Origin of the sequence: Serratia sp. CY38905 (assembly GCF_052168875.1) — a bacterium.
Taxonomy (GTDB): Bacteria; Pseudomonadota; Gammaproteobacteria; order Enterobacterales; family Enterobacteriaceae; genus Serratia; species Serratia sarumanii.
The window spans coordinates 69,876-90,701 of record NZ_JBJNLV010000005.1 but is presented as its reverse complement, the minus strand read 5'-3'; the positions used below and the strand labels follow the sequence as shown (position 1 = coordinate 90,701).

General features: G+C 61.8%; 18 protein-coding genes, 2 tRNA genes and 1 riboswitch. Of the genes, 11 read left to right on the top strand and 9 right to left on the bottom strand.

Annotated features, from left to right (window positions below; genetic code table 11):
• Window positions 1-2: 2 nt before the first annotated feature.
• Window positions 3-1,346 carry a 3-carboxy-cis,cis-muconate cycloisomerase gene (locus tag ACJ8MK_RS13380; protein WP_049197314.1) on the top strand — a complete coding sequence of 448 codons (1,344 nt, stop codon included), beginning with the start codon at window positions 3-5 and terminating at the stop codon, window positions 1,344-1,346.
• Window positions 1,343-2,497: a bifunctional 3-oxoadipate enol-lactonase/4-carboxymuconolactone decarboxylase PcaDC gene (gene pcaDC, locus ACJ8MK_RS13375; RefSeq protein WP_049234654.1), complete on the top strand. Its 1,155-nt coding sequence runs from the start codon at window positions 1,343-1,345 to the stop codon at window positions 2,495-2,497. Before ACJ8MK_RS13380 ends, pcaDC begins: the two co-directional genes overlap by 4 nt.
• Before the next feature lie 9 nt (window positions 2,498-2,506).
• On the opposite strand, the gene ACJ8MK_RS13370 is transcribed toward pcaDC, so the two are convergent.
• From ACJ8MK_RS13370 to pcaH, 3 genes are read right to left on the bottom strand one after another with little or no spacing between them, the layout of a single operon-like run.
• Window positions 2,507-3,439: a LysR substrate-binding domain-containing protein gene (locus ACJ8MK_RS13370; RefSeq protein WP_033635142.1), complete on the bottom strand. Its 933-nt coding sequence runs from the start codon at window positions 3,437-3,439 to the stop codon at window positions 2,507-2,509.
• 58 nt (window positions 3,440-3,497) lie between these two features.
• Window positions 3,498-4,118 carry a protocatechuate 3,4-dioxygenase subunit alpha gene (pcaG, locus tag ACJ8MK_RS13365; RefSeq protein WP_033635143.1) on the bottom strand — a complete coding sequence of 207 codons (621 nt, stop codon included), beginning with the start codon at window positions 4,116-4,118 and terminating at the stop codon, window positions 3,498-3,500.
• On the bottom strand, window positions 4,118-4,855 hold the full coding sequence (pcaH, locus tag ACJ8MK_RS13360; RefSeq protein WP_033647894.1) for a protocatechuate 3,4-dioxygenase subunit beta: 738 nt from the start codon (window positions 4,853-4,855) through the stop codon (window positions 4,118-4,120). Before pcaH ends, pcaG begins: the two co-directional genes overlap by 1 nt.
• A 229-nt stretch (window positions 4,856-5,084) precedes the next feature.
• Here pcaH and ACJ8MK_RS13355 point away from each other — a divergent pair, with 229 nt between their 5' ends.
• The 3 genes from ACJ8MK_RS13355 (at window position 5,085) to ACJ8MK_RS13345 (ending at window position 11,162) form a co-directional block, all read left to right on the top strand.
• The gene (locus ACJ8MK_RS13355; protein ID WP_041035786.1) at window positions 5,085-6,980 is read left to right on the top strand and encodes a bifunctional sugar phosphate isomerase/epimerase/4-hydroxyphenylpyruvate dioxygenase family protein; all 1,896 of its coding nucleotides are present in this window, start codon (window positions 5,085-5,087) and stop codon (window positions 6,978-6,980) included.
• Between the two features lie 255 nt (window positions 6,981-7,235).
• Window positions 7,236-8,612 carry an MFS transporter gene (locus tag ACJ8MK_RS13350; RefSeq protein WP_033653547.1) on the top strand — a complete coding sequence of 459 codons (1,377 nt, stop codon included), beginning with the start codon at window positions 7,236-7,238 and terminating at the stop codon, window positions 8,610-8,612.
• Between the two features lie 180 nt (window positions 8,613-8,792).
• Window positions 8,793-11,162, top strand: a complete 2,370-nt coding sequence (locus tag ACJ8MK_RS13345; RefSeq protein ID WP_334283047.1) for a glucose/quinate/shikimate family membrane-bound PQQ-dependent dehydrogenase — start codon at window positions 8,793-8,795, stop codon at window positions 11,160-11,162.
• Between the two features lie 235 nt (window positions 11,163-11,397).
• On the opposite strand, the gene ACJ8MK_RS13340 is transcribed toward ACJ8MK_RS13345, so the two are convergent.
• A tRNA-Ser gene (locus tag ACJ8MK_RS13340) sits at window positions 11,398-11,487 on the bottom strand.
• A gap of 92 nt (window positions 11,488-11,579) precedes the next feature.
• Between ACJ8MK_RS13340 and mtfA the strand changes: the two genes are divergently transcribed.
• Together mtfA and ACJ8MK_RS13330 are read left to right on the top strand one after the other, a co-directional pair.
• On the top strand, window positions 11,580-12,380 hold the full coding sequence (gene mtfA, locus ACJ8MK_RS13335; RefSeq protein ID WP_033635147.1) for a DgsA anti-repressor MtfA: 801 nt from the start codon (window positions 11,580-11,582) through the stop codon (window positions 12,378-12,380).
• A 99-nt stretch (window positions 12,381-12,479) separates the two neighbouring features.
• A tRNA-Asn gene (locus tag ACJ8MK_RS13330) sits at window positions 12,480-12,555 on the top strand.
• A gap of 54 nt (window positions 12,556-12,609) precedes the next feature.
• Here ACJ8MK_RS13330 and gap read toward each other — a convergent pair.
• The 4 genes from gap to ACJ8MK_RS13310 form a co-directional block, all read right to left on the bottom strand.
• A complete protein-coding gene (gap, locus tag ACJ8MK_RS13325; protein ID WP_442517812.1) occupies window positions 12,610-13,620 on the bottom strand; it encodes a type I glyceraldehyde-3-phosphate dehydrogenase in 1,011 nt (336 codons plus the stop codon).
• 77 nt (window positions 13,621-13,697) lie between these two features.
• Window positions 13,698-14,672 carry a GlxA family transcriptional regulator gene (locus tag ACJ8MK_RS13320; protein ID WP_161764555.1) on the bottom strand — a complete coding sequence of 325 codons (975 nt, stop codon included), beginning with the start codon at window positions 14,670-14,672 and terminating at the stop codon, window positions 13,698-13,700.
• Window positions 14,673-14,798: 126 nt separating this feature from the next.
• A complete protein-coding gene (locus tag ACJ8MK_RS13315; protein ID WP_103773489.1) occupies window positions 14,799-15,533 on the bottom strand; it encodes an SDR family NAD(P)-dependent oxidoreductase in 735 nt (244 codons plus the stop codon).
• Between the two features lie 13 nt (window positions 15,534-15,546).
• A complete protein-coding gene (locus ACJ8MK_RS13310) occupies window positions 15,547-16,569 on the bottom strand; it encodes an LLM class flavin-dependent oxidoreductase (RefSeq protein ID WP_442517811.1) in 1,023 nt (340 codons plus the stop codon).
• Window positions 16,570-16,718: 149 nt separating this feature from the next.
• Window positions 16,719-16,821, top strand: a riboswitch (TPP riboswitch).
• Window positions 16,822-16,883: 62 nt separating this feature from the next.
• Between ACJ8MK_RS13310 and ACJ8MK_RS13305 the strand changes: the two genes are divergently transcribed.
• The 4 genes from ACJ8MK_RS13305 to ACJ8MK_RS13290 are packed head-to-tail and all read left to right on the top strand — an operon-like array spanning window position 16,884 to window position 20,039.
• Complete coding sequence (locus tag ACJ8MK_RS13305; RefSeq protein ID WP_033647901.1) at window positions 16,884-17,567, top strand: TenA family protein; 684 nt, start codon at window positions 16,884-16,886, stop codon at window positions 17,565-17,567.
• Complete coding sequence (locus tag ACJ8MK_RS13300; protein ID WP_101455515.1) at window positions 17,564-18,304, top strand: ABC transporter ATP-binding protein; 741 nt, start codon at window positions 17,564-17,566, stop codon at window positions 18,302-18,304. Before ACJ8MK_RS13305 ends, ACJ8MK_RS13300 begins: the two co-directional genes overlap by 4 nt.
• Window positions 18,301-19,068 carry an ABC transporter permease gene (locus ACJ8MK_RS13295; protein ID WP_101455516.1) on the top strand — a complete coding sequence of 256 codons (768 nt, stop codon included), beginning with the start codon at window positions 18,301-18,303 and terminating at the stop codon, window positions 19,066-19,068. The genes ACJ8MK_RS13300 and ACJ8MK_RS13295 overlap by 4 nt, the downstream gene beginning before the upstream one ends.
• 35 nt (window positions 19,069-19,103) lie before the next feature.
• A complete protein-coding gene (locus ACJ8MK_RS13290) occupies window positions 19,104-20,039 on the top strand; it encodes an ABC transporter substrate-binding protein (protein ID WP_442517810.1) in 936 nt (311 codons plus the stop codon).
• Here the strand turns inward: ACJ8MK_RS13290 and ACJ8MK_RS13285 are convergent, their stop codons facing one another.
• Window positions 20,040-20,780, bottom strand: a complete 741-nt coding sequence (locus tag ACJ8MK_RS13285; RefSeq protein ID WP_101455518.1) for a transporter substrate-binding domain-containing protein — start codon at window positions 20,778-20,780, stop codon at window positions 20,040-20,042.
• Window positions 20,781-20,826: the final 46 nt, after the last annotated feature.

Here is a 20,826-nt window from a genome sequence, read left to right as displayed (position 1 = left end):
CAATGTCACTCTATAGCGCAATGTTTATGACGTCGCCATTAACGCCCTGCTTCAGCGATACGGCCCTGCTACAGGGCATGCTCGATTTCGAAGCCGGCCTGGCGCAAGCCCTGGCATCTGCAGGGATTATCGATGACGAGTCGGCTCGAATCATACGCAGCCACTGCCGGGCGGAAAAACTCGACGCCGCCGCGCTGGCGCAGTCCGCCGGATTGGCGGGCAACTTAGCGATTCCGCTCGTCAAACAGTTGACGGCGCTGGTGGCTCAACGCTCGCCGGACGCGGCGCGCTTCGTTCACTGGGGGGCAACCAGTCAGGATGCGATTGACAGCGGGCTGGTGCTGCAACTGCGCAGCGCGCTCAACCAAACCGACACGCTGCTCAATCATCTGATTGCGGCGCTGACGGCGCAATGTCGGCGCCATAGCGCAACGTTAATGGTCGGCCGCACCTGGCTGCAACACGCGTTACCCACGACGCTGGGGCTGAAGCTGGCCGGCACGCTGGACGCCTTGCTGCGCTTTCGGGTTCGTCTGGCTGAGATGCGGCCACGCGTGCTGGCGCTGCAATTCGGCGGTGCCGCCGGCACGCTCGCCTCGTTCGGCGAGCAGGGAGAACGCGTCGAGCAGGCGCTGGCGGAAGCGCTGGCGCTGCCGCGCAGCGCCACGCCGTGGCATACCCAACGCGACCGGTTGCTGGAACTGGCCGGCTGGTATGCCGGACTCACGGGCACGCTCGGCAAGCTGGCGCGTGACATGTCGCTGTTGATGCAAACCGAGGTCGCTGAAATCAGCGAACCTTCGGCCCCGGGTCGCGGCGGCTCCTCCACCATGCCGCATAAGCGTAATCCGGTACTCTGCGCCGCCATCCTCAGCGCGGCTAACCGCTTGCCTGCGCTGATGGCGGGATTGTATGCCGGCCAGGTGCAAGAGCACGAACGCGCGCTGGGAGGCTGGCAGGCCGAGTGGCAAAGCCTGCCGCAGCTCCTGGTGCTGAGCGGAGCGGCAATGGCGCAAAGCCTTGACCTCGTTAACGGCCTGGAGGTGCATGAAGCGGCGATGCGGCGCAATCTGGCGCTGACGCAGGGGCAGATCATGGCTGAATCGGTTTCCCTGGCCTTAGCCCCGCTTCTCGGCCGCCAGCAGGCGCACCAGCATATCGCGCAATGTTGCCGCCAGGCTCAGGCAACGCAGCAATCCCTGTTAACCCTGCTGTGCGCCGATGCGGAAGTCTCTTCCCGACTCAGCCGGGAAGCTCTGGAGACGTTGCTCGATCCGGCCAATGCCACAGGCAGCGCACAGCGTTTCATTCAACAAGTTCTGGCATCGGCCGAAAAGGAGCAATGATGTTGAATTATGTCCTGGAAGGGCCCGAAAACGCCCCGGTCATTCTGTTCAGCAACTCGCTGGGGACGTCATTGGCAATGTGGCAACCGCAGCGCGACGCGCTCATCTCCCACTATCGCATTCTGCGCTACGACGTTGCCGGCCACGGCGCATCGCCGCCCGGTGAACAACCCGGTTCGCTGGCGCTGCTGGGCAGACAGGTGCTGTCATTGCTGGACGCTCTGGCGATTGAGCGCGTCCATTTTTGCGGTATCTCCATGGGAGGGTTAACGGGATTATGGCTGGCGCGTTTTCATCCCGAACGCTTGCTGACGTTGACCATCGCCAATAGCGCAGCAAAAATTGGAACGGCGGCGAATTGGCGACAACGCGCCGCGCAAGTGCGTCAGTCGGGGATGTCCGCCGTCAGCGATGGCGCAGCATCACGCTGGTTCACGCCGGCATTTTGCCAATCCGCCCCCGCCAGGGTGCAAGCATTATTGAATCAGCTGACGGCCTGCGATCCCAACAGCTATGCCGCTTGCTGCGAAGCATTGGCAAACGCCGATTTACGCGCCGAACTGGAAGGGATCCTCGTGCCGACGCTGATTATCGCCGGACATGACGACGCGGTAACCACCGTCGATGATGCCAAAGCGTTAGTGGCTGGCATTCCCGGCGCTCAATGCGTCATCTTGCCCGCCTCTCACCTTTCCAGCGTCGAGGCCTGGCGGGCATTCAATCGCACTTTCCGGGCCTTTTTGGATGAACAGCTCACGCAGCGGCAACGCTATCAGCAAGGCATGACGGTGCGCAGAGCCGTATTGGGCGATGAGCATGTCGATAATACCCTCGCGGCGCTGTCGCCGTTCAACGAGGAATTTCAACATTTCATCACTCGCTACGCCTGGGGGGAAATGTGGACGCGTCCGGGTCTGTCGCGCCATACCCGCAGCCTGATCACCATCGCGATGTTGATCGCCCTGAATCGCGAAGCTGAACTGAAAATGCATATACGAGCCGCCTTCAACAACGGCGTCACGCGCGAAGAGCTCAAAGAAGTCCTGATGCATGCGGCGCTTTACTGCGGCCTGCCCGCCTCGAACGCCGCCTTTCATTTGGCGCAATCCGTCTTTGCCGAACACGATGCCGGGCAGCCGCCGGTCGAATAGAACAGCCGTTTATACCGGCACATCCAGTACTCTCTGACGCAGCGCTGCGACCAGGCGCTGCTGCTCAGGGGGCGTGAACGCCTCTTGCCGGGTAATGATGCCCAACGGTTCTGCCATTCCCTGAGTAGGCAACGGCAGCGCACGCAGGTGATTGCCGAACAGATCGTCGCGCACCGCGCCGTAAGGCACCAGCCAAACATAGCCATACTGCAACGTCAGGCAGCGCGCCAGCGTGACCGACAAGGTCTCGACACAGCCTTCCGGCACGGCCAGCCCGTGGCTGACAATGAGCGCCTCCGCATTCTGGCGCGGTACGGTCCCACGCGGTGAGAGCACCAATGGCCAACTCAGGGCCTCCGCCAGCGTGACATCCGCATGCAGCAGCGGATGATGGGGGGAAACCACCAGCCGCAGCGTTTCATGATACAGCAGCTCGAAATTGAGCCCCTCCATGCGAGAGGGGTCTGACATACGCCCTATCCCTAAGGTTAATTGCCCGGATCTCACCGCCATCATCAGCGCATCGTTGGCCAGCGTCGAAACCTGCATGCGCCAACCTGGCGATTGCTGCTGCAACCCCACCACGACCGGCGCGACCAAACTCACCAGCGTGGTGGGCAGCGCCCCGATATGCAGCGGCGCCGGCAGCGCCTCGCTGTCCGATGCGACCGTACGCCCCAACACATTCAGCGCATCCAAAACGCGCCCCGCATCCTGCAGGAAACGCGCCCCGGCGGCGGTCAGCTCTGCCCCCTGCCGGCTGCGCGAAAACAGGCGCTCGCCGGCCAGGCTTTCCAGTTCATTGAGCGTTTTGGAGAGGGCGGGCTGCGTGATGCCCAATTGCTGTGCGGCGCGCACCAGCGTCCCCTGCTGCGCGGTAGCGACAAAGGCGTGCAGATGACGCAGGCGGATGCGTTGGCTAAAGCGAGAAGTCATGTTCATGATTTATAGTATTAACTTGCCGCCGACGCGGCAAGCTCATTCACAGGGCGAACGGAGGTCAAATATCAAAAAAAACGGTCTCGTTCTCGCCCTGTAACCAGATATCGAAATGGTATACCGTCTGATCACCGCGCTGCCGCCTTTGCGCCAATAACGTGCCGCGCCGTTTCTCCCATTCAATGAGGTTCAACACCGGATCTTCAGCGTTCGCCGCCTGCTCGTCGGCGAAGTAAAGACGCGTGTTCAACCCGATGTTGATGCCGCGGGCCACGATCCATAAATTGAGATGAGGCGCCATCAGCCGGCCGTCGCGCCCCATCACTCTGCCCGGTTTGATCGTCTCAAATTGCCACAGGCCGCTGGTGAAATCCGAACAGGTTCGCCCCCAGCCGCGAAAAGCGGGGTCGTCGGGTTTATCTCGTTGGCCGTCGGCGGGATGCTGATATCGTCCGGCGGCGTTGGCCTGCCAGACTTCAACCAGCGCGTCTCGCACCGGCGTGCCGGTACCGTCATAAACATGCCCTTCCACCACGATGCGTTCCCCGCGCGTTTCCGGTTGCGTCAACACATGGGTGAAATTACGCTCAAAAATGTCAAAACCGGCGGCATGCGGCGCCAAACCGATGTGCACATAAGGGCCGGCGGTTTGCGAGGCCGTTTCAGACAAATACTTTTTCATCACGCGGCTCCCTGTGTACGGTTCTCAAACCACGTGGCCCGATGGCCGCGCAGCACCAGATCGAAGCGGTAGGCCAGGCTGTCCAGCGGCACGGCGGCGTGCATATCCAGCTCGGCAATCAGCGTGCGCATCGCATCGTCGCTGCCTACCGACTGCAAGATGGGGCAACGAACGAGCAACGGATCGCCTTCGAAATACATCTGCGTGATCAACCGCTGCGCGAACGCCTCGCCGGAGAGCGAGAAGTGAATATGCGCCGGACGCCAGTCGCTGACCTGATTGCGCCAGGGGTACGGGCCCGGCTTGATGGTGCGAAAACAGTAATACCCGTTGTCGTCGGTCAGCATCCTGCCGCAGCCGCCAAAATTGGGATCGATAGGCGCCAGATACTGATCCTTCTTGTGACGATAGCGCCCTCCCGCATTAGCCTGCCATACCTCGACCAGGGCGTTGCGCACCGGCGCCCCGAAGGCATCGCGCACATATCCATGCACGATGATCCGCTCGCCGATCGGTAAGCCGTCTTTGGCGTAGTTCAGAATCAGATCGTGATCAATCGGGCCGATATCCGTTGGCGTGAACACGGGTGCGGTCAGTTCAGACAGCGAGTTTTGCAATGAAATTAATGCATTGCGCGGCGATCGCAGCACGCTGGTTTTATACAGCGGCGCCAGCGCAGGCGGGTGATGGCTGTAATCTCGATGCACCAGTTCTCGCGCCATCCAATCACTTTTCATCCCGGTATCCTTATTATTTGAGGGTACATGTCGACAGAGTGTAGGAAGCGCAATATGTAAAAGTAAAGTGAGAAAACCGATCGATTTATATAACAAAAAGTCATGAAATGTTCTGAATTGACGAAACATTTCATTTGGTCCATAACAGGTTTCAATTCCCGTCGGTGGTCCGCCTCGCTACTGAATGGTCGCTTTCAGGTCATCCATGACCGCTTAACTGGAGGCAATGATGAAACGTTCTATCGCGACGGTCTCGGTATCGGGCTCGCTGCCGGAAAAACTGCGGGCTATCGCCGCCGCAGGCTTTGATGGCGTCGAAATTTTCGATAACGATCTGGTCTATTACCCCGGTTCACCGGCGCAAATCCGTGATCTGTGCGCCGAACTGGGCCTGGAAATTTTGCTGTTCCAGCCGTTTCGGGACTTCGAAGGCGGCTCGCGCGAAAGCCTGGCGCAGAACCTTTCACGCGCAGCGCGCAAGTTCGACGTCATGCAGCAATTGGGCTGCTCGCGCATGCTGCTCTGCAGTAATGTCTCGCCCGACAGCAGCGAAGACATGGCCACGCAAGTGAGCGATTTGCGCGCGTTGGCGGAGTTGGCCGCCGAGTATGATATTACTGTCGGTTATGAAGCGCTGGCATGGGGGCGTCACGTGAACCTGTGGCGCGACGCCTGGGCGCGGGTTAAGGCCGTAGACCATCCGGCGCTGGGGATCATTCTCGATAGTTTTCATATCCTGTCGCGCGGCGATAATCTTGACGGCCTTGATGAAGTCCCGCCCGAAAAAATTGTGTTTGTACAACTGGCGGACGCCCCGCTGCTGAAGATGGACGTGCTCGCCTGGAGCCGCCATTTCCGCTGTTTCCCCGGCCAAGGGGAGCTGAACCTGGCTCAGTTCATGACTCAACTTTCCGCGCATGGCTATCGCGGCGCCTGGTCGCTGGAGATATTTAACGATGGTTTCCGCGCCTCGCCGGTGCTTCCCACGGCTCAGGACGGTTTCCGATCGTTGTTGTGGCTGGAGGAACAAACCTATGACTGGCTGGCCAAACAGCCTCTGCTGCCCAACGCCATGGCCTCGCTCATAGAACATTCATTATTTCATTCAGAAGCGCATCCCCCCTTGCTGGCGCTGGAGTTTATCGAATTTGCCGTCTCGCACAGCGATGGGCTGGCGATGGGCCAATGGCTGACGCAGTTGGGATTGGTTCACGCCGGCGAACACCGCTCCAAAAGCGTCGCCCTCTATCGCAACGGCAAAGTGAATGTCATTCTGAATGCCCAACCGGAAAGTCAGGCCAGCGGCTATTATCACTTGCACGGCATTTCTCTTTGCGCCGTGGCGTGGCGGGTTCGCGGCGTAGCGCGTTTACTGCAACGGGCGCAAGACTACGGTTACGCCCTCTGGCAAGGAGAAACCGGCCCCAACGAGCGGCAAATTCCCGCCCTGTGCGCACCGGACGGCAGCCTGATTTATCTGGTCGAGGCGGACGAAGATCCCAAGAACGATATTTATCACACCGATTTTCATCTGACGCATCGCAGCGCGCCGCCGCCTGCACTGCAGAGCATCGATCACCTCGCGATAGCGCTGACGGACGAATCTTGCGGCAACTGGATCATGTTCCTGCGCAGCGTGCCGGGTTTTGTGCAGGACAACGAGTGGGAACTGCCCGATCCGTTGGGTTTGGTGCGCAGCCGCGTGTTGCGCAGCCCCAACGACGCCATCCGGCTGCCGCTGAATATGTCGGTGAGCCGGGAAACCCAAATTGCCCAGGCATTAACCACCTATCAGGGCGCGGGATTACAGCATGTCGCCTTTGGCTGTAATGATTTGTTCAGCGTCGTGAAAGCGGCTCAGCAGCGTGGATTAAAAACGCTGCGCATCCCCGATAACTACTATCAAGACCTCAGAGCGCGTTTCGATCTTGATCCCGTTTTCCTTTCGCAGCTGCAAGCGTTCAATGTGCTCTACGATCGAGACGAGCAAGGTGGAGAATTACTGCACGTCTATACCGTCGCCTACGAGAAAGGGCGCTTCTTCTTCGAGTTATTGGAACGTCGGGGCGGCTACCGCGGCTTCGGGGCCGCCAACGCCCCGGTTCGGCTCACCGCCATGCGTTAACCGTGCGGGCCATCAAGGCCCGCTCATTCTTTCATCTTACTGAAAAGGTTAATGATCGCGCTCACACTCTCAACCGCTTCCGGCTCAGCCATTCCCACGGCAATCCCTTTTCATAACATAAGGTTAACATTCCACCCTCACTTCCCTCTCACCTCATCGTCCGATAAACGCACATTATTTCGATAATCGACATTTATTGCCCCACCAACGGCTGCTTATAGTGATGACACTCAACTACTGCACCGGGAGCCCCCCATGTCGGGAAACAACGCAATCAATGTTCGGGCGCTGATCGACAGCCGCCCCTTAGGGAAATGGCAAAAGATGGTCGTGCTGCTCGGCTTTTGCATCATTGCTCTGGATGGATTCGATATCGTTATCATGGGATTTATTGCGCCAGAGCTTAAGGCCGATTGGCAAATCACTAATCGCGAGCTGGGGCTGGTGATCAGCGCGGCGCTGATTGGCCTGTCGCTGGGCGCGATGCTTTCCGGGCCATTGTCAGACAGGTTCGGCCGCAAAGTGGTCATCATCAACAGCGTATTCTTTTTTGGCGTTTGGACGCTGGTGACGGCGTTTTCTCAAAATATGGAGCAGATGATGTTATTTCGCCTGCTCACCGGCTTGGGGCTGGGCGCCGCCATGCCGAATGTCGGCACCCTGGTGGCGGAATTCGCGCCTGCCCGGCGCCGCGCTTTCTTGATTACCGTGGTCTTCTGCGGCTTCACCTTTGGCGCCGCCTTGGGCGGATTCGCCGCCTCCTGGCTGATGCCACGCTTCGGCTGGCATTCCGTGCTGCTGCTCGGCGGGATCTTGCCCCTGCTGTTCGCGCCCGTGCTGATGGCGGCGTTACCCGAATCGGTGTGTTTCCTGGTGGAGAAACGGGCGAAAAACGACGGAATTCAGCGGATTTTGGCGAAACTGGCGCCCGACCTCGATCTTCGGCACAGCACCATCATATTGCCCCCGCCAAACCAGGCCTGCGCGCACCCCATCAAATTAGTGGTGAGCTCGCAGTACCGTTTCGGCAGTTTAATGCTGTGGGGATCGTATTTTTCCGCGCTGTTTCTGTTCTATACGTTGGGCAGTTGGCTGCCGTTGCTGATTAAAGACGGCGGCTTCAACGTCACGCAAGCGGCGATCATCACCGCCCTGTTTCAGGCGGGCGGCACGCTGGGCTCACTGTTTTCCGGCTGGCTGATGGACAGATCCGAACCGCATCGCGCTTTGGCGTCCATTTATGGGATGGGGGCGCTGTTCACCCTGCTTATGGGGCCGGCGATGGGCTACCCCGTCCTGATGGGAGGCTGCGCGATGGCGATCGGATTCTGCATCGGAGGAGCCAACACCGGCATGAACGCCCTGTCGGCCAGTTTTTATCCCACCGAAGCCCGGGCTACCGGCTCCAGCTGGATGCACGGCATCGGTCGTTTGGGCGCCATATTGAGCGCGCTGGCCGGCGCTGAAATGCTGGCGCTCGGTTGGAGCTTAAGCACCATTTTCACCGTGCTGGCGCTGCCGGCGCTATTGACGGTGGCGATGATCGTCGCCAAAGGGCGCCATCAAGTTCGCCAAGCGGCAGGGCATGGGTATAAGGCTTACCTTGACGCACGTTCAAATGACATGCGCTGAACGCGCGGAGTAGCCCCTGTTTGAACAGCGCGACAGGATAGCGGGAATGACATTCCCTCCCTTCCTTTCTTCGGTACAGACGCCTTCCGGCTGCAAGCGCGCGACGCCTGAGCCGGAAGGCGCAACGCCACCTCATTCCCCTTTTTAACCGCCTCAGAGAAAAATCACTAAGGAGCTCATATGCAAAAAGCGCACAGGACGCGGGACGGGAAGAAATACCTCCTGTGGTTTCTTGCCGGATTGATGTTCATTATCGGCCTGGCAATCTGCCTTCTCGGCGCCAGATTGGCCTTCGTCGGCGGAACGTTTTATTTCGTGGCGATGGGTCTGGCGATGATTATCGCCGCCGTACTGATTGCCCGGCGCCGTCGCAGCGGCATTATCCTGTACGCGATCGCCTTCGTCGCCTCCCTGTTTTGGGCCGTCGCCGATGCCGGCTGGCATTACTGGCCGCTGTTCTCGCGCCTTTTCACCCTCGGCGTTTTAGCGTTTCTTTGCGCTATCGCCTGGCCATTGATGCCCGGTCATTCGGCCAAAAAAGGCCCGGCTTTCGGCTTAGCGGCGATCCTGGCCATCGGGCTGGGGGTCAGCTTCGGGTGGATGTTCAGATCCCAACCGCTGGTCAGCGCGACGAAAACCATCCCCGTATTTCCAGTAGCCGCCGGCGAGCAACAAAAGAATTGGGAGCACTGGGGAAATACCCCGTACGGCGATCGCTTCGCCGCACTTGATCAAATAAACAAGCAGAACGTTTCCCGCTTGCAGGTGGCCTGGACTGCCCATACCGGCGATCTTCCCGTGAGCAAAGGCTCGGGCGCGGAAGATCAGAATACGCCTTTGCAGGTCGGCGACACGCTGTATGTCTGCACCCCGTACAGTAAAGTGCTGGCTTTAGATGTGGATAGCGGGAAAGAAAAATGGCGTTTCGATCCGCAAGCCGCCTCGCCGAACTGGCAGCGCTGCCGGGGCCTGGGTTACTACGAGGATCACGCCGCTCCTGCAGCAACAGGCTCGAGTCGCCCACCCGCGATCTGTTCACGTCGTTTGTTCCTGCCCACAATTGACGCCAGACTCATCGCCCTTGATGCCGACACGGGGAAATTGTGCGACGCCTTTGGCGATCGCGGTACCGTCGATCTCGGCAGCGGCATGGGCGAAATCAAACCGGGCTATTATCAACAAACCTCCACGCCGCTGGTGGCCGGAGAAATCGTCGTCGTGGGGGGACGCGTAGCGGACAACTTTTCCACCGATGAGCCTCCCGGCGTTGTTCGAGCTTATGATGTTCACTCCGGCAACCTCGTGTGGGCCTGGGATCCGGGCAACCCTGAACTGAGCGGCCTGCCGCCGGAGGGGCAAACCTATACTCGCGGCACGCCGAATGTCTGGTCAGCCATGTCCTATGACAAGCGGTTGAACCTCATCTATTTACCCACAGGCAACGCGACGCCAGACTTTTTCGGCGGCACTCGCAGCGCGCTGGACGATAAATACAGCTCCGCCGTCGTCGCCATAGACGCCGCTACCGGCAAAGTTCGCTGGCACTATCAGACGACCCACCACGATTTGTGGGACTTCGATCTGCCCTCACAGCCGCTGTTGTTCGATTTGCCCGACGGCAAAGGCGGCATTACGCCGGTTCTGGTACAAACCAGCAAGCAAGGCATGATTTTCATGCTCAATCGCGTGACCGGCGAGCCCGTCGCGCAAGTTGAAGAACGCCCGGTGCCAACGGGAGCTATCAAGGGTGAACGCTATTCCCCCACCCAGCCGTACTCAGTGGGGATGCCGATGATTGGCAATGAACAACTGAAAGAGTCGGATATGTGGGGCGCAACGCCGATTGACCTGCTGTTATGCCGCATTCAGTTTAAAGAAATGCGCTATCAAGGCATTTTCACCCCGCCGGGTGAAGACCGCGCCCTGCAATACCCAGGCTCCCTGGGAGGAATGAACTGGGGCAGCGTCGCCGTGGATCCCCACAATAACCTGATGTTCGTTAACGACATGCGTCTGGGATTGGCGCATTATCTGGTGCCGAGGGATAAGGTGCCGACCAACGCCAGCGGTATTGAAATGGGGATAGTCCCGATGGAGGGCACCCCGTTCGGGGCCCTGCGAGAACGGTTCCTCTCCCCGCTGGGGATCCCCTGCCAGAAACCGCCGTTCGGCACGATGTCCGCCGTGGACCTGACTACCGGCAAATTGGTGTGGCAGGTCCCTGTCGGGACAGTCGAGGATACCGGGCCGCTCGGCATCAGCATGCATATGCCGATCCCTATCGGCATGCCAACGCTGGGCGCGCCGCTGACGACGCAGTCGGGTCTTCTGTTTTTCGCCGGCACGCAGGACTTCTATTTACGCGCCTTTGATACCGCCAACGGTAAAGAGATTTGGAAATCGCGCTTGCCGGTCGGGAGCCAATCCGGCCCGATGACTTACCTTTCGCCGAAAACCGGCAAACAGTACATTGTCATCAATGCGGGGGGCGCACGCCAATCACCGACGCGCGGCGACTACATTATCGCCTATGCGCTGCCGGACAAGTAATCTCGCACGAGAAATATCAAGGCGCATCGGGTTTACAGAGTGAGTCAATCCCATCGGCAACGGGCGGCGTCAAACCCGCCCTATCGTTCACAACATGACAAACGGTAAGACGAAAAGACAGTTTGATAACGTCGGCAAAGGGTCGGGACAGGAAAATAAGAACGACAGCCGATAAGAACGGTGGTTTTACTGTGATGGGGATCGTTGAAAGATTTATTCGTAAGTGATTGAATAGTGGCGGAGAGAGGGGGATTTGAACCCCCGGTAGAGTTGCCCCTACTCCAGTTTTCGAGACTGGTCCGTTCAGCCGCTCCGGCATCTCTCCTGACAACGCTTGCTATCATGCCCGCTTTTGCGGCATTTTTACAGCATTAGCATACCGCTGAACGTTCAAGTGATGAGTTTACGAGCAACCTGATGATTAAATGGCCGTGGAAAGCGACTCAACCCTCTCAATCCCAGGCAGACATCGAGGCCCAGTGGCAGGACGCGCTGGCGATCCCGCTGCTGTCGCCGCTGAATGAGCAGGAGCGGCAGCGGCTGGTGGCCGTCGCCGGGCAAATCTTGCAGCAAAAGCGCATCGTGCCGCTGCAGGGGCTGCAGCTCACCTCACAAATGCAGGCGCGCATCGCCCTGCTGTTCGCCCTGCCGGTGCTGGAGCTCGGCGCGGAGTGCCTCGACGGCTTCAACGAAATCCTGCTCTACCCCACCCCGTTCGTGGTGGAAGACGAATGGCAGGACGAAATCGGCCTGGTGCACTCGGGGCCGGTGGTGCAGTCCGGCCAGAGCTGGGAACAGGGGCCGATCGTGCTCAATTGGCAAGACGTGCAGGACTCTTTCGATCTCTCCGGTTTCAATCTGGTGATCCACGAAGCGGTGCACAAGCTGGATATGCGCAACGGCGGCGTCGCTACCGGCGTGCCGCCGATCCCGCTGCGCGAAGTGGCTGCTTGGGAGCACGATCTGCACGCCGCGATGGAAAGCCTGCAGGATGAAATCGACATGGTCGGCGAAGAGGCCGCCAGCATGGATGCCTACGCCGCCACCGATGCGGCCGAGTGCTTCGCCGTGCTGTCGGAGTATTTTTTCAGCGCCCCCGAGCTGCTGGCAGAACGCTTTCCGGCGCTGTATCAGCACTTTTGCCGCTTCTACCGCCAGGATCCGCTGGCGCGCCTGCTGCGCGGCCAGGCGGAAAACGATGCGCAATGGGCTGATTGACGGACACATTGCTCAGATACCGAGCAGTCGCACCACTCAAGGCAATTTAGCGTTGACACACCCGGGGCCGCTGGATATCATGCGCCCCGTTCACACGATTCCTCTGTAGTTCAGTCGGTAGAACGGCGGACTGTTAATCCGTATGTCACTGGTTCGAGTCCAGTCAGAGGAGCCATATTTAGAGAAGCCCGCTTAAGGAAACTTAAGCGGGCTTTTTGCTATGGGGCATTTACAGCCCGCGTTTTTCCATCAGCAGCGCCAGATCGACCAACCGATTGGAGAACCCCCACTCATTGTCATACCAGGCGAGCACTTTCACCAGGTTGCCGCCGATGACCAGCGTAGACAAACCATCGATAATCGATGAGCGCGCGTCGCCCCGGTAGTCGCTCGACACCAGTGGTTCATCGCTGTAGCCCAAAATTCCTTTCAGCGGGCCGGATGCCGCCGCCGCGCGGAAAGCGGCGTTGATTTCCTCCACCGTCGCCGGGCGTTTCAGCGTCACCGTCAGATCGACGATCGAGACGACCGGCACCGGCACCCGCAGCGAGTAACCGGTCAGGCGGCCGTCGAGATCCGGGATCACCTTGCCGAGCGCTTTGGCCGCGCCGCTGGAGTAAGGCACGATCGACTCTGCCGCCGCCCGCGCGCCGCGCAGATCTTTTTCCGGCTGATCGTGCAGCGCCTGGCTGTTGGTATAGGCGTGGGTGGTGTTCATCAGCCCGTATTCGATGCCGAACGCCTGATGCAGCAGCTGCGCGGCGGGTGCCAGCCCGTTGGTGGTGCAGCTGCCGTTGCTGACCACTTTATGCAGCGCCGGATCGTAGAGCTGGTCGTTAACCCCCATGACGATGGTGATGTCGTCGTTCTTGGCCGGCGCCGAGATAATCACCCGCTTGGCGCCGCCGTGCGTGATGTGCACTTCCGCCTTGGCTTTCTCGGTAAAGAAGCCCGTCGCTTCGATCACCACGTCCACGCCCACGCTGCTCCACGGGATCTCGGCGGGATCGCGCTGCGAAAACACCTGAATCGGCCGGCCGTCCAGCAGCAGCTGGTTGTCGCCAGCTTCCACCCTGGCCGCCAGCGTGCCGGAAAGCGTGTCGTATTTCAGCAGATGCGCCAGCGTCTTGCTGTCCGTCAGATCGTTGATCGCCACCACTTCAAAATCGCTGCGCCCCAGCGCCGCGCGCAGCACGTTGCGCCCGATCCTGCCGAAGCCGTTAATGCCTACTTTCACCATGATGCTCTCCTCGTTTTGGGCTTTGCCTCAAATCTAGCCCTGCCACGAGGCGGCGTAAATGACGTTTACCGATCAATTTACGCCAAATTGCGCGCGTGGAAGCGTTCGCGGTATTCGCTCGGGGTCAGCTGCAGTTTGCGCTCAAACACCCGTCGCAGGTTAAGGCCGTTGCCAAAGCCGGTGGCCAGCGCGATCTGTTCGATGCCCTCCGTACTCTGCTCGAGGCGCTGCCTGGCAGTATGCAACCGCCCTTCTTCGACGAATTTGGCGGGAGAAATGCCCGTCTCACGGGTGAAGACGCGGGTAAAGTTGCGCGGACTCATCGCCACGCGTTCGGCCAACCGATCGACGCTGAGATCGTCGGCGAGGTTTTCCAGGATCCAGGACTGCAGATCGCGGATCGGGCCCGGCGATTTGGCCTGGTTTAGCGGGTAGCGGCTGAACTGCGCCTGCCCGCCGGGGCGGCGCAGAAACATCACCAGATCCTGCGCCACTTCGCGCGCCTGCACGAAGCCGTAGTCGTCCTCCACCAGCGCCAGCGTCAGATCGAAGCCGGAACTGACGCCGCCGGAGGTCCAGATCGGCCCGTCCTGCACGTAGATCGGGCCGTTTTCGACCTGCACCCGCGGGAAGCGCGCTTGCAGCGTTTCCGCCAGCCGCCAGTGGGTAGTCGCCCGCCGCCCGTCCAGCAACCCGGCTTCGGCCAGCAGCAGAGCCCCGCCGCAGACCGAAGCGATCCGGCGCGTCTGCGGCGCCGCGCGGCGCAGCCAATCCGCCACCAGGGCGCCCTCTTCTTCCGTCGCCCCCTTGCCGGCGACAATGACGGTATCGCGCGGCAGGGCCGGATCGAGATCCGCCAGGCGGTGGTCGGCCAACAGGCTCAGCCCGGACAGGCCGTGTACCACCCGATGGGATTGCGTGGTGGCGACCGCGATCTGATACAGCGGCACCTCGGCAGGGCTCAGACGGTTAGCCTGCATCAGGATATCGGCGATGCCCGCCGCTTCGAACAGCATGCCCCCTTCAGGGACGATAATCAGGAATGTATGCATGGCGATAATAGGAAGAACAAGCAAAACAGGTCAGACAGCCACTGTATAAGAAAAGCCTCGCCGGTTCACCCTGCGTGCATAAAAAAGCCCGCCGGCAAGCACCGACGGGCCAACAAAGCACTGCCCTCAAGCCTGCGGCAGGCTCACCCCGCCGGCGCGCGCCAATTGCGCCAGCAGCGCCGTTTGAAACGCCTCGTCGTATACCGCCGCGTGAGGTTCGAAGCGCTGTTGATGGTGCCAATAGCCGCCGGACACCAGGGCCTGCGGCTCATCGCTGCTCACCAGCCACGCCTGCGTCACATGCCCCAGCGCCAGATCGTCGGGCGCATCCGCGCCGCCCATTTTGGTCGGCACCCAGCCGGGATCGACCGCGCTGCTGATCACGTCAGGCCACAGGCGCGCCACGGCGGCGGCCAGCGCAGTGACGAACAGCTTGCTGTCCGAATAAGAGCCGGCTGCGCCGCCGAGCCAGTCCACGCCGCTCAGTTCCGCCACGCCGTCAAAGTGCATGCTGCTGCTCAGATAGACGATACGCTTGGGGCGTTCGATCAGGGCCGTCAGCAGGTAGGGCGCAACGACGTTCACCGGCATCACCTGCGGCCCGGTAAACATACCGGCGTTGTGGATCACCGCGTCCGGGCGGCCGAGGCGGTTGACCTGCTCGGCAAGCTGCCGGATCTGCTGCACATCGGACAGATCGCCGATCGTCGCCTGTGCGCCGCGATCCAGCAGATCGCGCACCGCGTCCAAACGGCCGGGCTCACGCGCATGCAGAATTACCTGATGCCCTTCGTCCAACAGCGTTTGCGCGGCGGCGCGGCCCAGCCCGTCTACCGAACCGGTAATGAAAATGCGTGACATGCCACTCCTCCGTTTAGCGCCAGCCGAGCGCCGGCGCGACATGGGTTAAAATCGATTCGATGACGTGGGCGTTGTAATCCACGCCCAGCTGGTTAGGCACGGTCAGCAGCAGCGTATCCGCTTCGGCGATGGCCTCGTCCTGCGCCAGCTGCTTGATCAGCTCGTCCGGCTCGGCGGCATAGCTGCGGCCGAAGATCGCCCGGGTCTGCGCGTCGATATACCCCAGTTGATCGCCCTCCTTGCCGCCGCCGCCGAAGTAGTTGCGATCCCGCTGATCCACCAGCGCGAAGATGCTGCGGCTGACGGAAACCCGCGGCTCGCGCGCATGGCCCACCTCTTGCCAGGCGGCGCGGTAGGCGCGGATCTGCTTGGCCTGCTGGATATGGAAGGGTTCGCCGGTTTCGTCGTTCTTGAGCGTCGAGCTTTGCAGGTTCATGCCCAGCTTCGCCGCCCAGACGGCGGTGGCGTTCGAACCGGCGCCCCACCAGATGCGGTCGCGCAGCCCGGCGGAAAACGGCTCCGGCCGCAGCAGCCCGGGCGGATTCGGGAACATCGGCTGTGGATTGGGTTCGGCGAACCCTTCGCCGCGCAGCGCTTCCAGAAACACTTCGGTATGGCGGCGGGCCATGTCCGCGTCGCTCTCGCCGTCAGCCGGGGCATAGCCGAAATAGCGCCAGCCGTCGATCACCTGCTCCGGCGAGCCGCGGCTGATGCCAAGCTGCAGCCGCCCGCCGGCGATCAGATCCGCCGCGCCGGCGTCTTCCACCATATACAGCGGATTTTCATAACGCATGTCGATCACGCCGGTGCCGATCTCGATGCGTTGGGTTTTGGCGCCGATGGCGGCCAGCAGCGGGAACGGCGACCCCAGCTGGCGTGCGAAGTGGTGTACGCGAAAATAGGCGCCATCCGCCCCCAGATCTTCGGCGGCGACCGCCAGATCGATGGACTGCAGCAGCGCATCCGCCGCGGAACGGGTGCCGGACTGGGCGGAAGGCGACCAGTGGCCAAACGAGAGAAAACCAATCTTTTTCATCGGGAATCGTCCTCAAAGGCAAATCATCGGCCTACAGTGACAAAAACCGCGCGCCCTGCGCCAGCAAAATCGCCCCCGATCGCACTAAACGAACCGATTGCCGCCGCGCCGCCCGGCGATTGTAATCAAAAAACAAATGTCGTATAACAAGCAGCTCCGAGGGGTGTCCTGTTACGGGCTGAGATGGCGCAAGCCGAACCCTTTGAACCTGATCTGGGTCATGCCAGCGAAGGGACGGTTAGGCAACAACGCTTTCACCCGTTGCCTGTTCATACCCCAGCGTGCCCGGATCTCCACTGACTCAAGGAGGTCCCATGTCCATCACCACCCTGTTCGAAAGCGGTCTTTACGGCCGGCTGCGCCAACATGCCGGCAGCCACTGGCAAGACTACGTCGATCACCCGTTTCTGCAGCAGCTGGCCGCCGGCACCTTGCCCGAACGCGCGTTTCGCCGCTACCTGACCCAGGACTATCTGTTCCTGCTGCACTTCGCCCGCGCCTACGCGCTGCTGGTCAGCAAGCTGCGCACCCTGCCGGAAATGCGCGCCGCCACCGCCTCGCTCAACGGCATCGTCGCCGAACTGCCGCTGCACGTGGCCTACTGCGCCGAATGGGGGCTGAGCGAAGCGCAGATCGCCGCCCAGCCGGAAGCGGCGGAAACCATGAACTATACCCGCTACGTACTGGATATCGGCCATGCCGGCGACGCCCTCGACCTGCTGGCCGGCCTGCTGCCCTGCGTGGCCGGCTATGCCGAAATCGGCCTGCGGCTGCTGCACGATCCCGCCACCCAAATGGAGGGCAATCCTTACGCCTCCTGGATCCGCAACTACGGCGACGAGGGCTATCTGGCCGGCGTGCGCGCCGCCATCGAGCTGCTGGAAACCGTCGGCCACCAGCGCGGCGCACCAGGCCGCTTCACCGAGCTGGCGCAGATTTTCACCACCGCCACCCAGCTGGAATCGGCATTTTGGCAAATGGGGCTGAACGCCTCATGACCTCCCCGCTTCTCCCGCCCGGCATCCAGGTGCGGGATCTCAGCCTGCGTTTCGGTCAACAGACGATCTTTGAGCGGCTGAGTTTCGACATCGCCGGCGGTAGCTTCGTTGCCCTGCTCGGCGCCAGCGGCGCCGGCAAAACCAGCCTGCTGAAGATCATCGCCGGCCTGGCGCAGGCCACCTCGGGCACGGTGACCGGCAGCGACGGCCTGCCGATCGCCGGGCGCATCGCCTACATGGGGCAAAAAGACCTGCTCTACCCGTGGCTGACCGTCGAAGAGAACGTCGCCCTCGGCTCGCGGCTGCGCGGCGAAACGCCGGATCGGGCGTGGGCGGCGCACCTGCTGGAGCGCGTGGGCCTGGCCGCTCACGGCCGCAGCCTGCCCGCCGCGCTGTCCGGCGGCATGCGCCAGCGCGCCGCCATCGCCCGCACGCTCTATGAACGCCAGCCGATCGTGCTGATGGACGAACCCTTTTCGGCGCTGGACGCCATCACCCGCGCCGAGATCCAAAGTCTGGCCGCCGAGCTGCTGGCGCAAAACACCGTGCTGCTGATCACCCACGACCCGATGGAAGCCTGCCGCCTGAGCCACCGGCTGCTGGTGCTGTCGCCCTGGCCGCTGGGCCTCGACGATACCCACTGCATCAGCGGGCGGCCGCCGCGCGCACCGGATGACGCCGGCCTGCTGAAAAGCCAGGCCGAGCTGCTGCTGCAGATGGTGAGGGCCGCGCAATGAATATCGCCAAAGAGCGCGGCCTCACCCGCCTGCGGCGCGGGCTGACGGTGTTCGTCGGCCTGCTGCTGCTGTGGTGGCTGGCGGCGCAAAGCGGCATTCCGGCCTTTCTGCTGCCCACGCCGGGCGCGGTGGCGCAGGCACTGTGGGACGGGCGCGGCTATCTCGCCTGGCACACGCTGGTCACCGCTTCGGAGATCGTCAGCGGGCTGGCGCTGGGCGTGCTGCTCGGTGCGGCGCTGGCGCTGTGCATGATCTTCTCGCCGCGCCTGCAGCGCTGGCTGATGCCGTTGGTACTCACCAGCCAGGCGATACCGGTATTCGCTCTGGCCCCGCTGCTGGTGCTGTGGTTCGGCTTCGGCATGAGCGCCAAGGTGGCGATGGCGGTGCTGGTGATTTTCTTCCCGGTGGTGTCGGCCTTTTTCGATGGGCTGCGCCGGGTCAACAACGACTATCTCGATCTGGCGCGCACGATGCGCGCTTCGCGCTGGGCGCAGCTGCGGCACGTGCGGCTGATGGCGGCGCTGCCGGCCTTCGGCTCCGGCCTGCGCATGGCCGCCGCCGTCGCGCCGATCGGCGCCATCATCGGCGAATGGGTCGGCTCGGCCGAAGGGCTGGGCTACGTGATGCTGAACGCCAATGCGCGCATGCAGACCGACGTCTGCTTCGCCGCGCTGTTTATTTTGGTGCTGATGACCGTGCTGCTGTGGGCTGCGGTGGATGCGCTGCTGCGGCGCCTGATCGCCTGGGCGCCGGAAAACGACTGATGATTGCAACCATAACCAGGGATAAAGGAACGACCATGATCAAACAAACCGTTTGCGGGCTGCTGCTCGGCGCCGCCATCACCGGCCAGGCCGGCGCGGCCGAAAAGCTGACGCTGGTGCTCGACTGGTACATCAACCCCGATCACGCGCCGATTATGGTGGCCGAGCAGATCGGCGCCTTCAAGGCCGAAGGGCTGGACGTCAAGATCGTGCCGCCGTCCGATCCGGCGCTGCCGCCGCGGCTGGTGGCCGCCAAACAGGCCGACCTCGCCATCACCTACCAACCGCAGCTGCATTTCTTCGCCGATCAGGGCCTGCCGCTGATGCGCGTCGGCACGCTGATCAACACGCCGTTGAATACGGTGATCGCGCTGGATAAAAACATCACGTCGCCGGCGGATCTCAAGGGCAAGACGGTGGGTTACTCGGTCAGCGGCATCGAACAGGCGATGCTGGCCACCATGGTCGAACACGAGCACCTCAAGCCGCAGGACATCAAGCTCATCAACGTCAACTTCCAGCTGACCAGCGCCCTGCTGGCGGGCCAGGTCGATGCGGTGATCGGCGGCTACCGCAACATCGAAGCGCTGGAGCTGAAGCTGCAGGGCAAGACGCCGGTGGTGTTCAACGTCGAAGATTACGGCGTGCCGGCCTACGACGAGCTGATCATCGTCGCCCACCGCGATGCGGTGAACGAGCCGAAAATCCGCAAGTTCCTCGCCGCGCTGAAGCAAGGCAGCGACTACCTGCACGCGCACCCGCAGGACACCTGGCTGGCGTTCGCCAAGGCGCACCCGGAGCTGAATACCGAGCTGAACAAACAGGCGTGGCAAGCCAGCCTGCCGCTGTTCGCGCGCGATCCGGCCAAGCTGGATCGCGCCCGCTACCAGGCTTACGAACAGTTCCTGTTCGACAACAAGCTGATCAAGAAAATCACTCCGGGGGAACAGTACGCGGTGGAGCTCGACTGATCACGCCGAGGCGGCCGGCGGCGCCACCGTCACCTCACCCTGGCCGCTGCGCTGCAAGGCCGCCTTCACCAGCCCGTTGGCCTTGCAGCGCTCGATAAAATCGTTCACGTAGGCGGCGCCCTGCGTTTTTTGCCGCGGCACCGCCATTGCCTGGCGGATAGCGGTGAAATGCCCGTCCAGCACCCGGTAGCCGGGATGGACGGCCGCGGCGGCCAGCAGCGGTTGGCGCACGCCGGCCGCCGCCTCCAGCCCCCGGTCGAAAAACAGCGCGATCGCCTCGGCAGAGGTTGCCGCCCGCACCAGTTGCGCCTGCTGCAGCGTGCGCGATAAAAACAGATCGTACGCCGCCCCCTGGCCGACCGCGATGCGCACCTCCGGCCTGTCGAGCTGCGCCACCTCAAAGTAAGGCGCGTCGTTCGCCACCAGGTAAGTCCCCTCGATGATCACGTACGGCTCGCTGAAGGCAATCTGCGCCGCGCGCACCGGCTCGATGGCCATAAACGCCAGGTTCCAGGCGCCGCTGTCCAGATCGGCGAACACCTTGCCCGCCGCGTCATAGGTCACCAGCTCGAGCGCCACGCCCAGCTCCTGGGCCAGCGCGGTGGCCAGCTCCACCGAAGCGCCTTGCGGTTTGCCGCCGGCTCCGGCCTGCGCCAGCACCGGATTGCCGTAGTTGATCGCCGCGCGCAACACGCCTTGCGGGGCCAGATCGTCGAGTACCGCTGCGGGAATCGTCTGCATACTTCCTCCTGAATGGCTGATGGGCGCGCCGTCGTGGCGCTCATTA

Bases quoted from the DNA above. Each gene is read 5' to 3' on its own strand.
- gap (WP_442517812.1), bottom strand. From the start codon at position 13,620: ATGGTGAAAGTAGGCATTAACGGCTTCGGCAGGATCGGGCGCAACGTG.
- ACJ8MK_RS13345 (WP_334283047.1), top strand. From the start codon at position 8,793: ATGCAAAAAGCGCACAGGACGCGGGACGGGAAGAAATACCTCCTGTGG.
- pcaDC (WP_049234654.1), top strand. From the start codon at position 1,343: ATGATGTTGAATTATGTCCTGGAAGGGCCCGAAAACGCCCCGGTCATT.
- ACJ8MK_RS13285 (WP_101455518.1), bottom strand. From the start codon at position 20,780: ATGCAGACGATTCCCGCAGCGGTACTCGACGATCTGGCCCCGCAAGGC.
- ACJ8MK_RS13310 (WP_442517811.1), bottom strand. From the start codon at position 16,569: ATGAAAAAGATTGGTTTTCTCTCGTTTGGCCACTGGTCGCCTTCCGCC.
- pcaH (WP_033647894.1), bottom strand. From the start codon at position 4,855: ATGAAAAGTGATTGGATGGCGCGAGAACTGGTGCATCGAGATTACAGC.
- ACJ8MK_RS13380 (WP_049197314.1), top strand. From the start codon at position 3: ATGTCACTCTATAGCGCAATGTTTATGACGTCGCCATTAACGCCCTGC.
- ACJ8MK_RS13295 (WP_101455516.1), top strand. From the start codon at position 18,301: ATGAATATCGCCAAAGAGCGCGGCCTCACCCGCCTGCGGCGCGGGCTG.
- mtfA (WP_033635147.1), top strand. From the start codon at position 11,580: ATGATTAAATGGCCGTGGAAAGCGACTCAACCCTCTCAATCCCAGGCA.
- pcaG (WP_033635143.1), bottom strand. From the start codon at position 4,118: ATGAAAAAGTATTTGTCTGAAACGGCCTCGCAAACCGCCGGCCCTTAT.
- ACJ8MK_RS13315 (WP_103773489.1), bottom strand. From the start codon at position 15,533: ATGTCACGCATTTTCATTACCGGTTCGGTAGACGGGCTGGGCCGCGCC.
- ACJ8MK_RS13300 (WP_101455515.1), top strand. From the start codon at position 17,564: ATGACCTCCCCGCTTCTCCCGCCCGGCATCCAGGTGCGGGATCTCAGC.
- ACJ8MK_RS13320 (WP_161764555.1), bottom strand. From the start codon at position 14,672: ATGCATACATTCCTGATTATCGTCCCTGAAGGGGGCATGCTGTTCGAA.
- ACJ8MK_RS13290 (WP_442517810.1), top strand. From the start codon at position 19,104: ATGATCAAACAAACCGTTTGCGGGCTGCTGCTCGGCGCCGCCATCACC.
- ACJ8MK_RS13370 (WP_033635142.1), bottom strand. From the start codon at position 3,439: ATGAACATGACTTCTCGCTTTAGCCAACGCATCCGCCTGCGTCATCTG.
- ACJ8MK_RS13355 (WP_041035786.1), top strand. From the start codon at position 5,085: ATGAAACGTTCTATCGCGACGGTCTCGGTATCGGGCTCGCTGCCGGAA.
- ACJ8MK_RS13350 (WP_033653547.1), top strand. From the start codon at position 7,236: ATGTCGGGAAACAACGCAATCAATGTTCGGGCGCTGATCGACAGCCGC.
- ACJ8MK_RS13305 (WP_033647901.1), top strand. From the start codon at position 16,884: ATGTCCATCACCACCCTGTTCGAAAGCGGTCTTTACGGCCGGCTGCGC.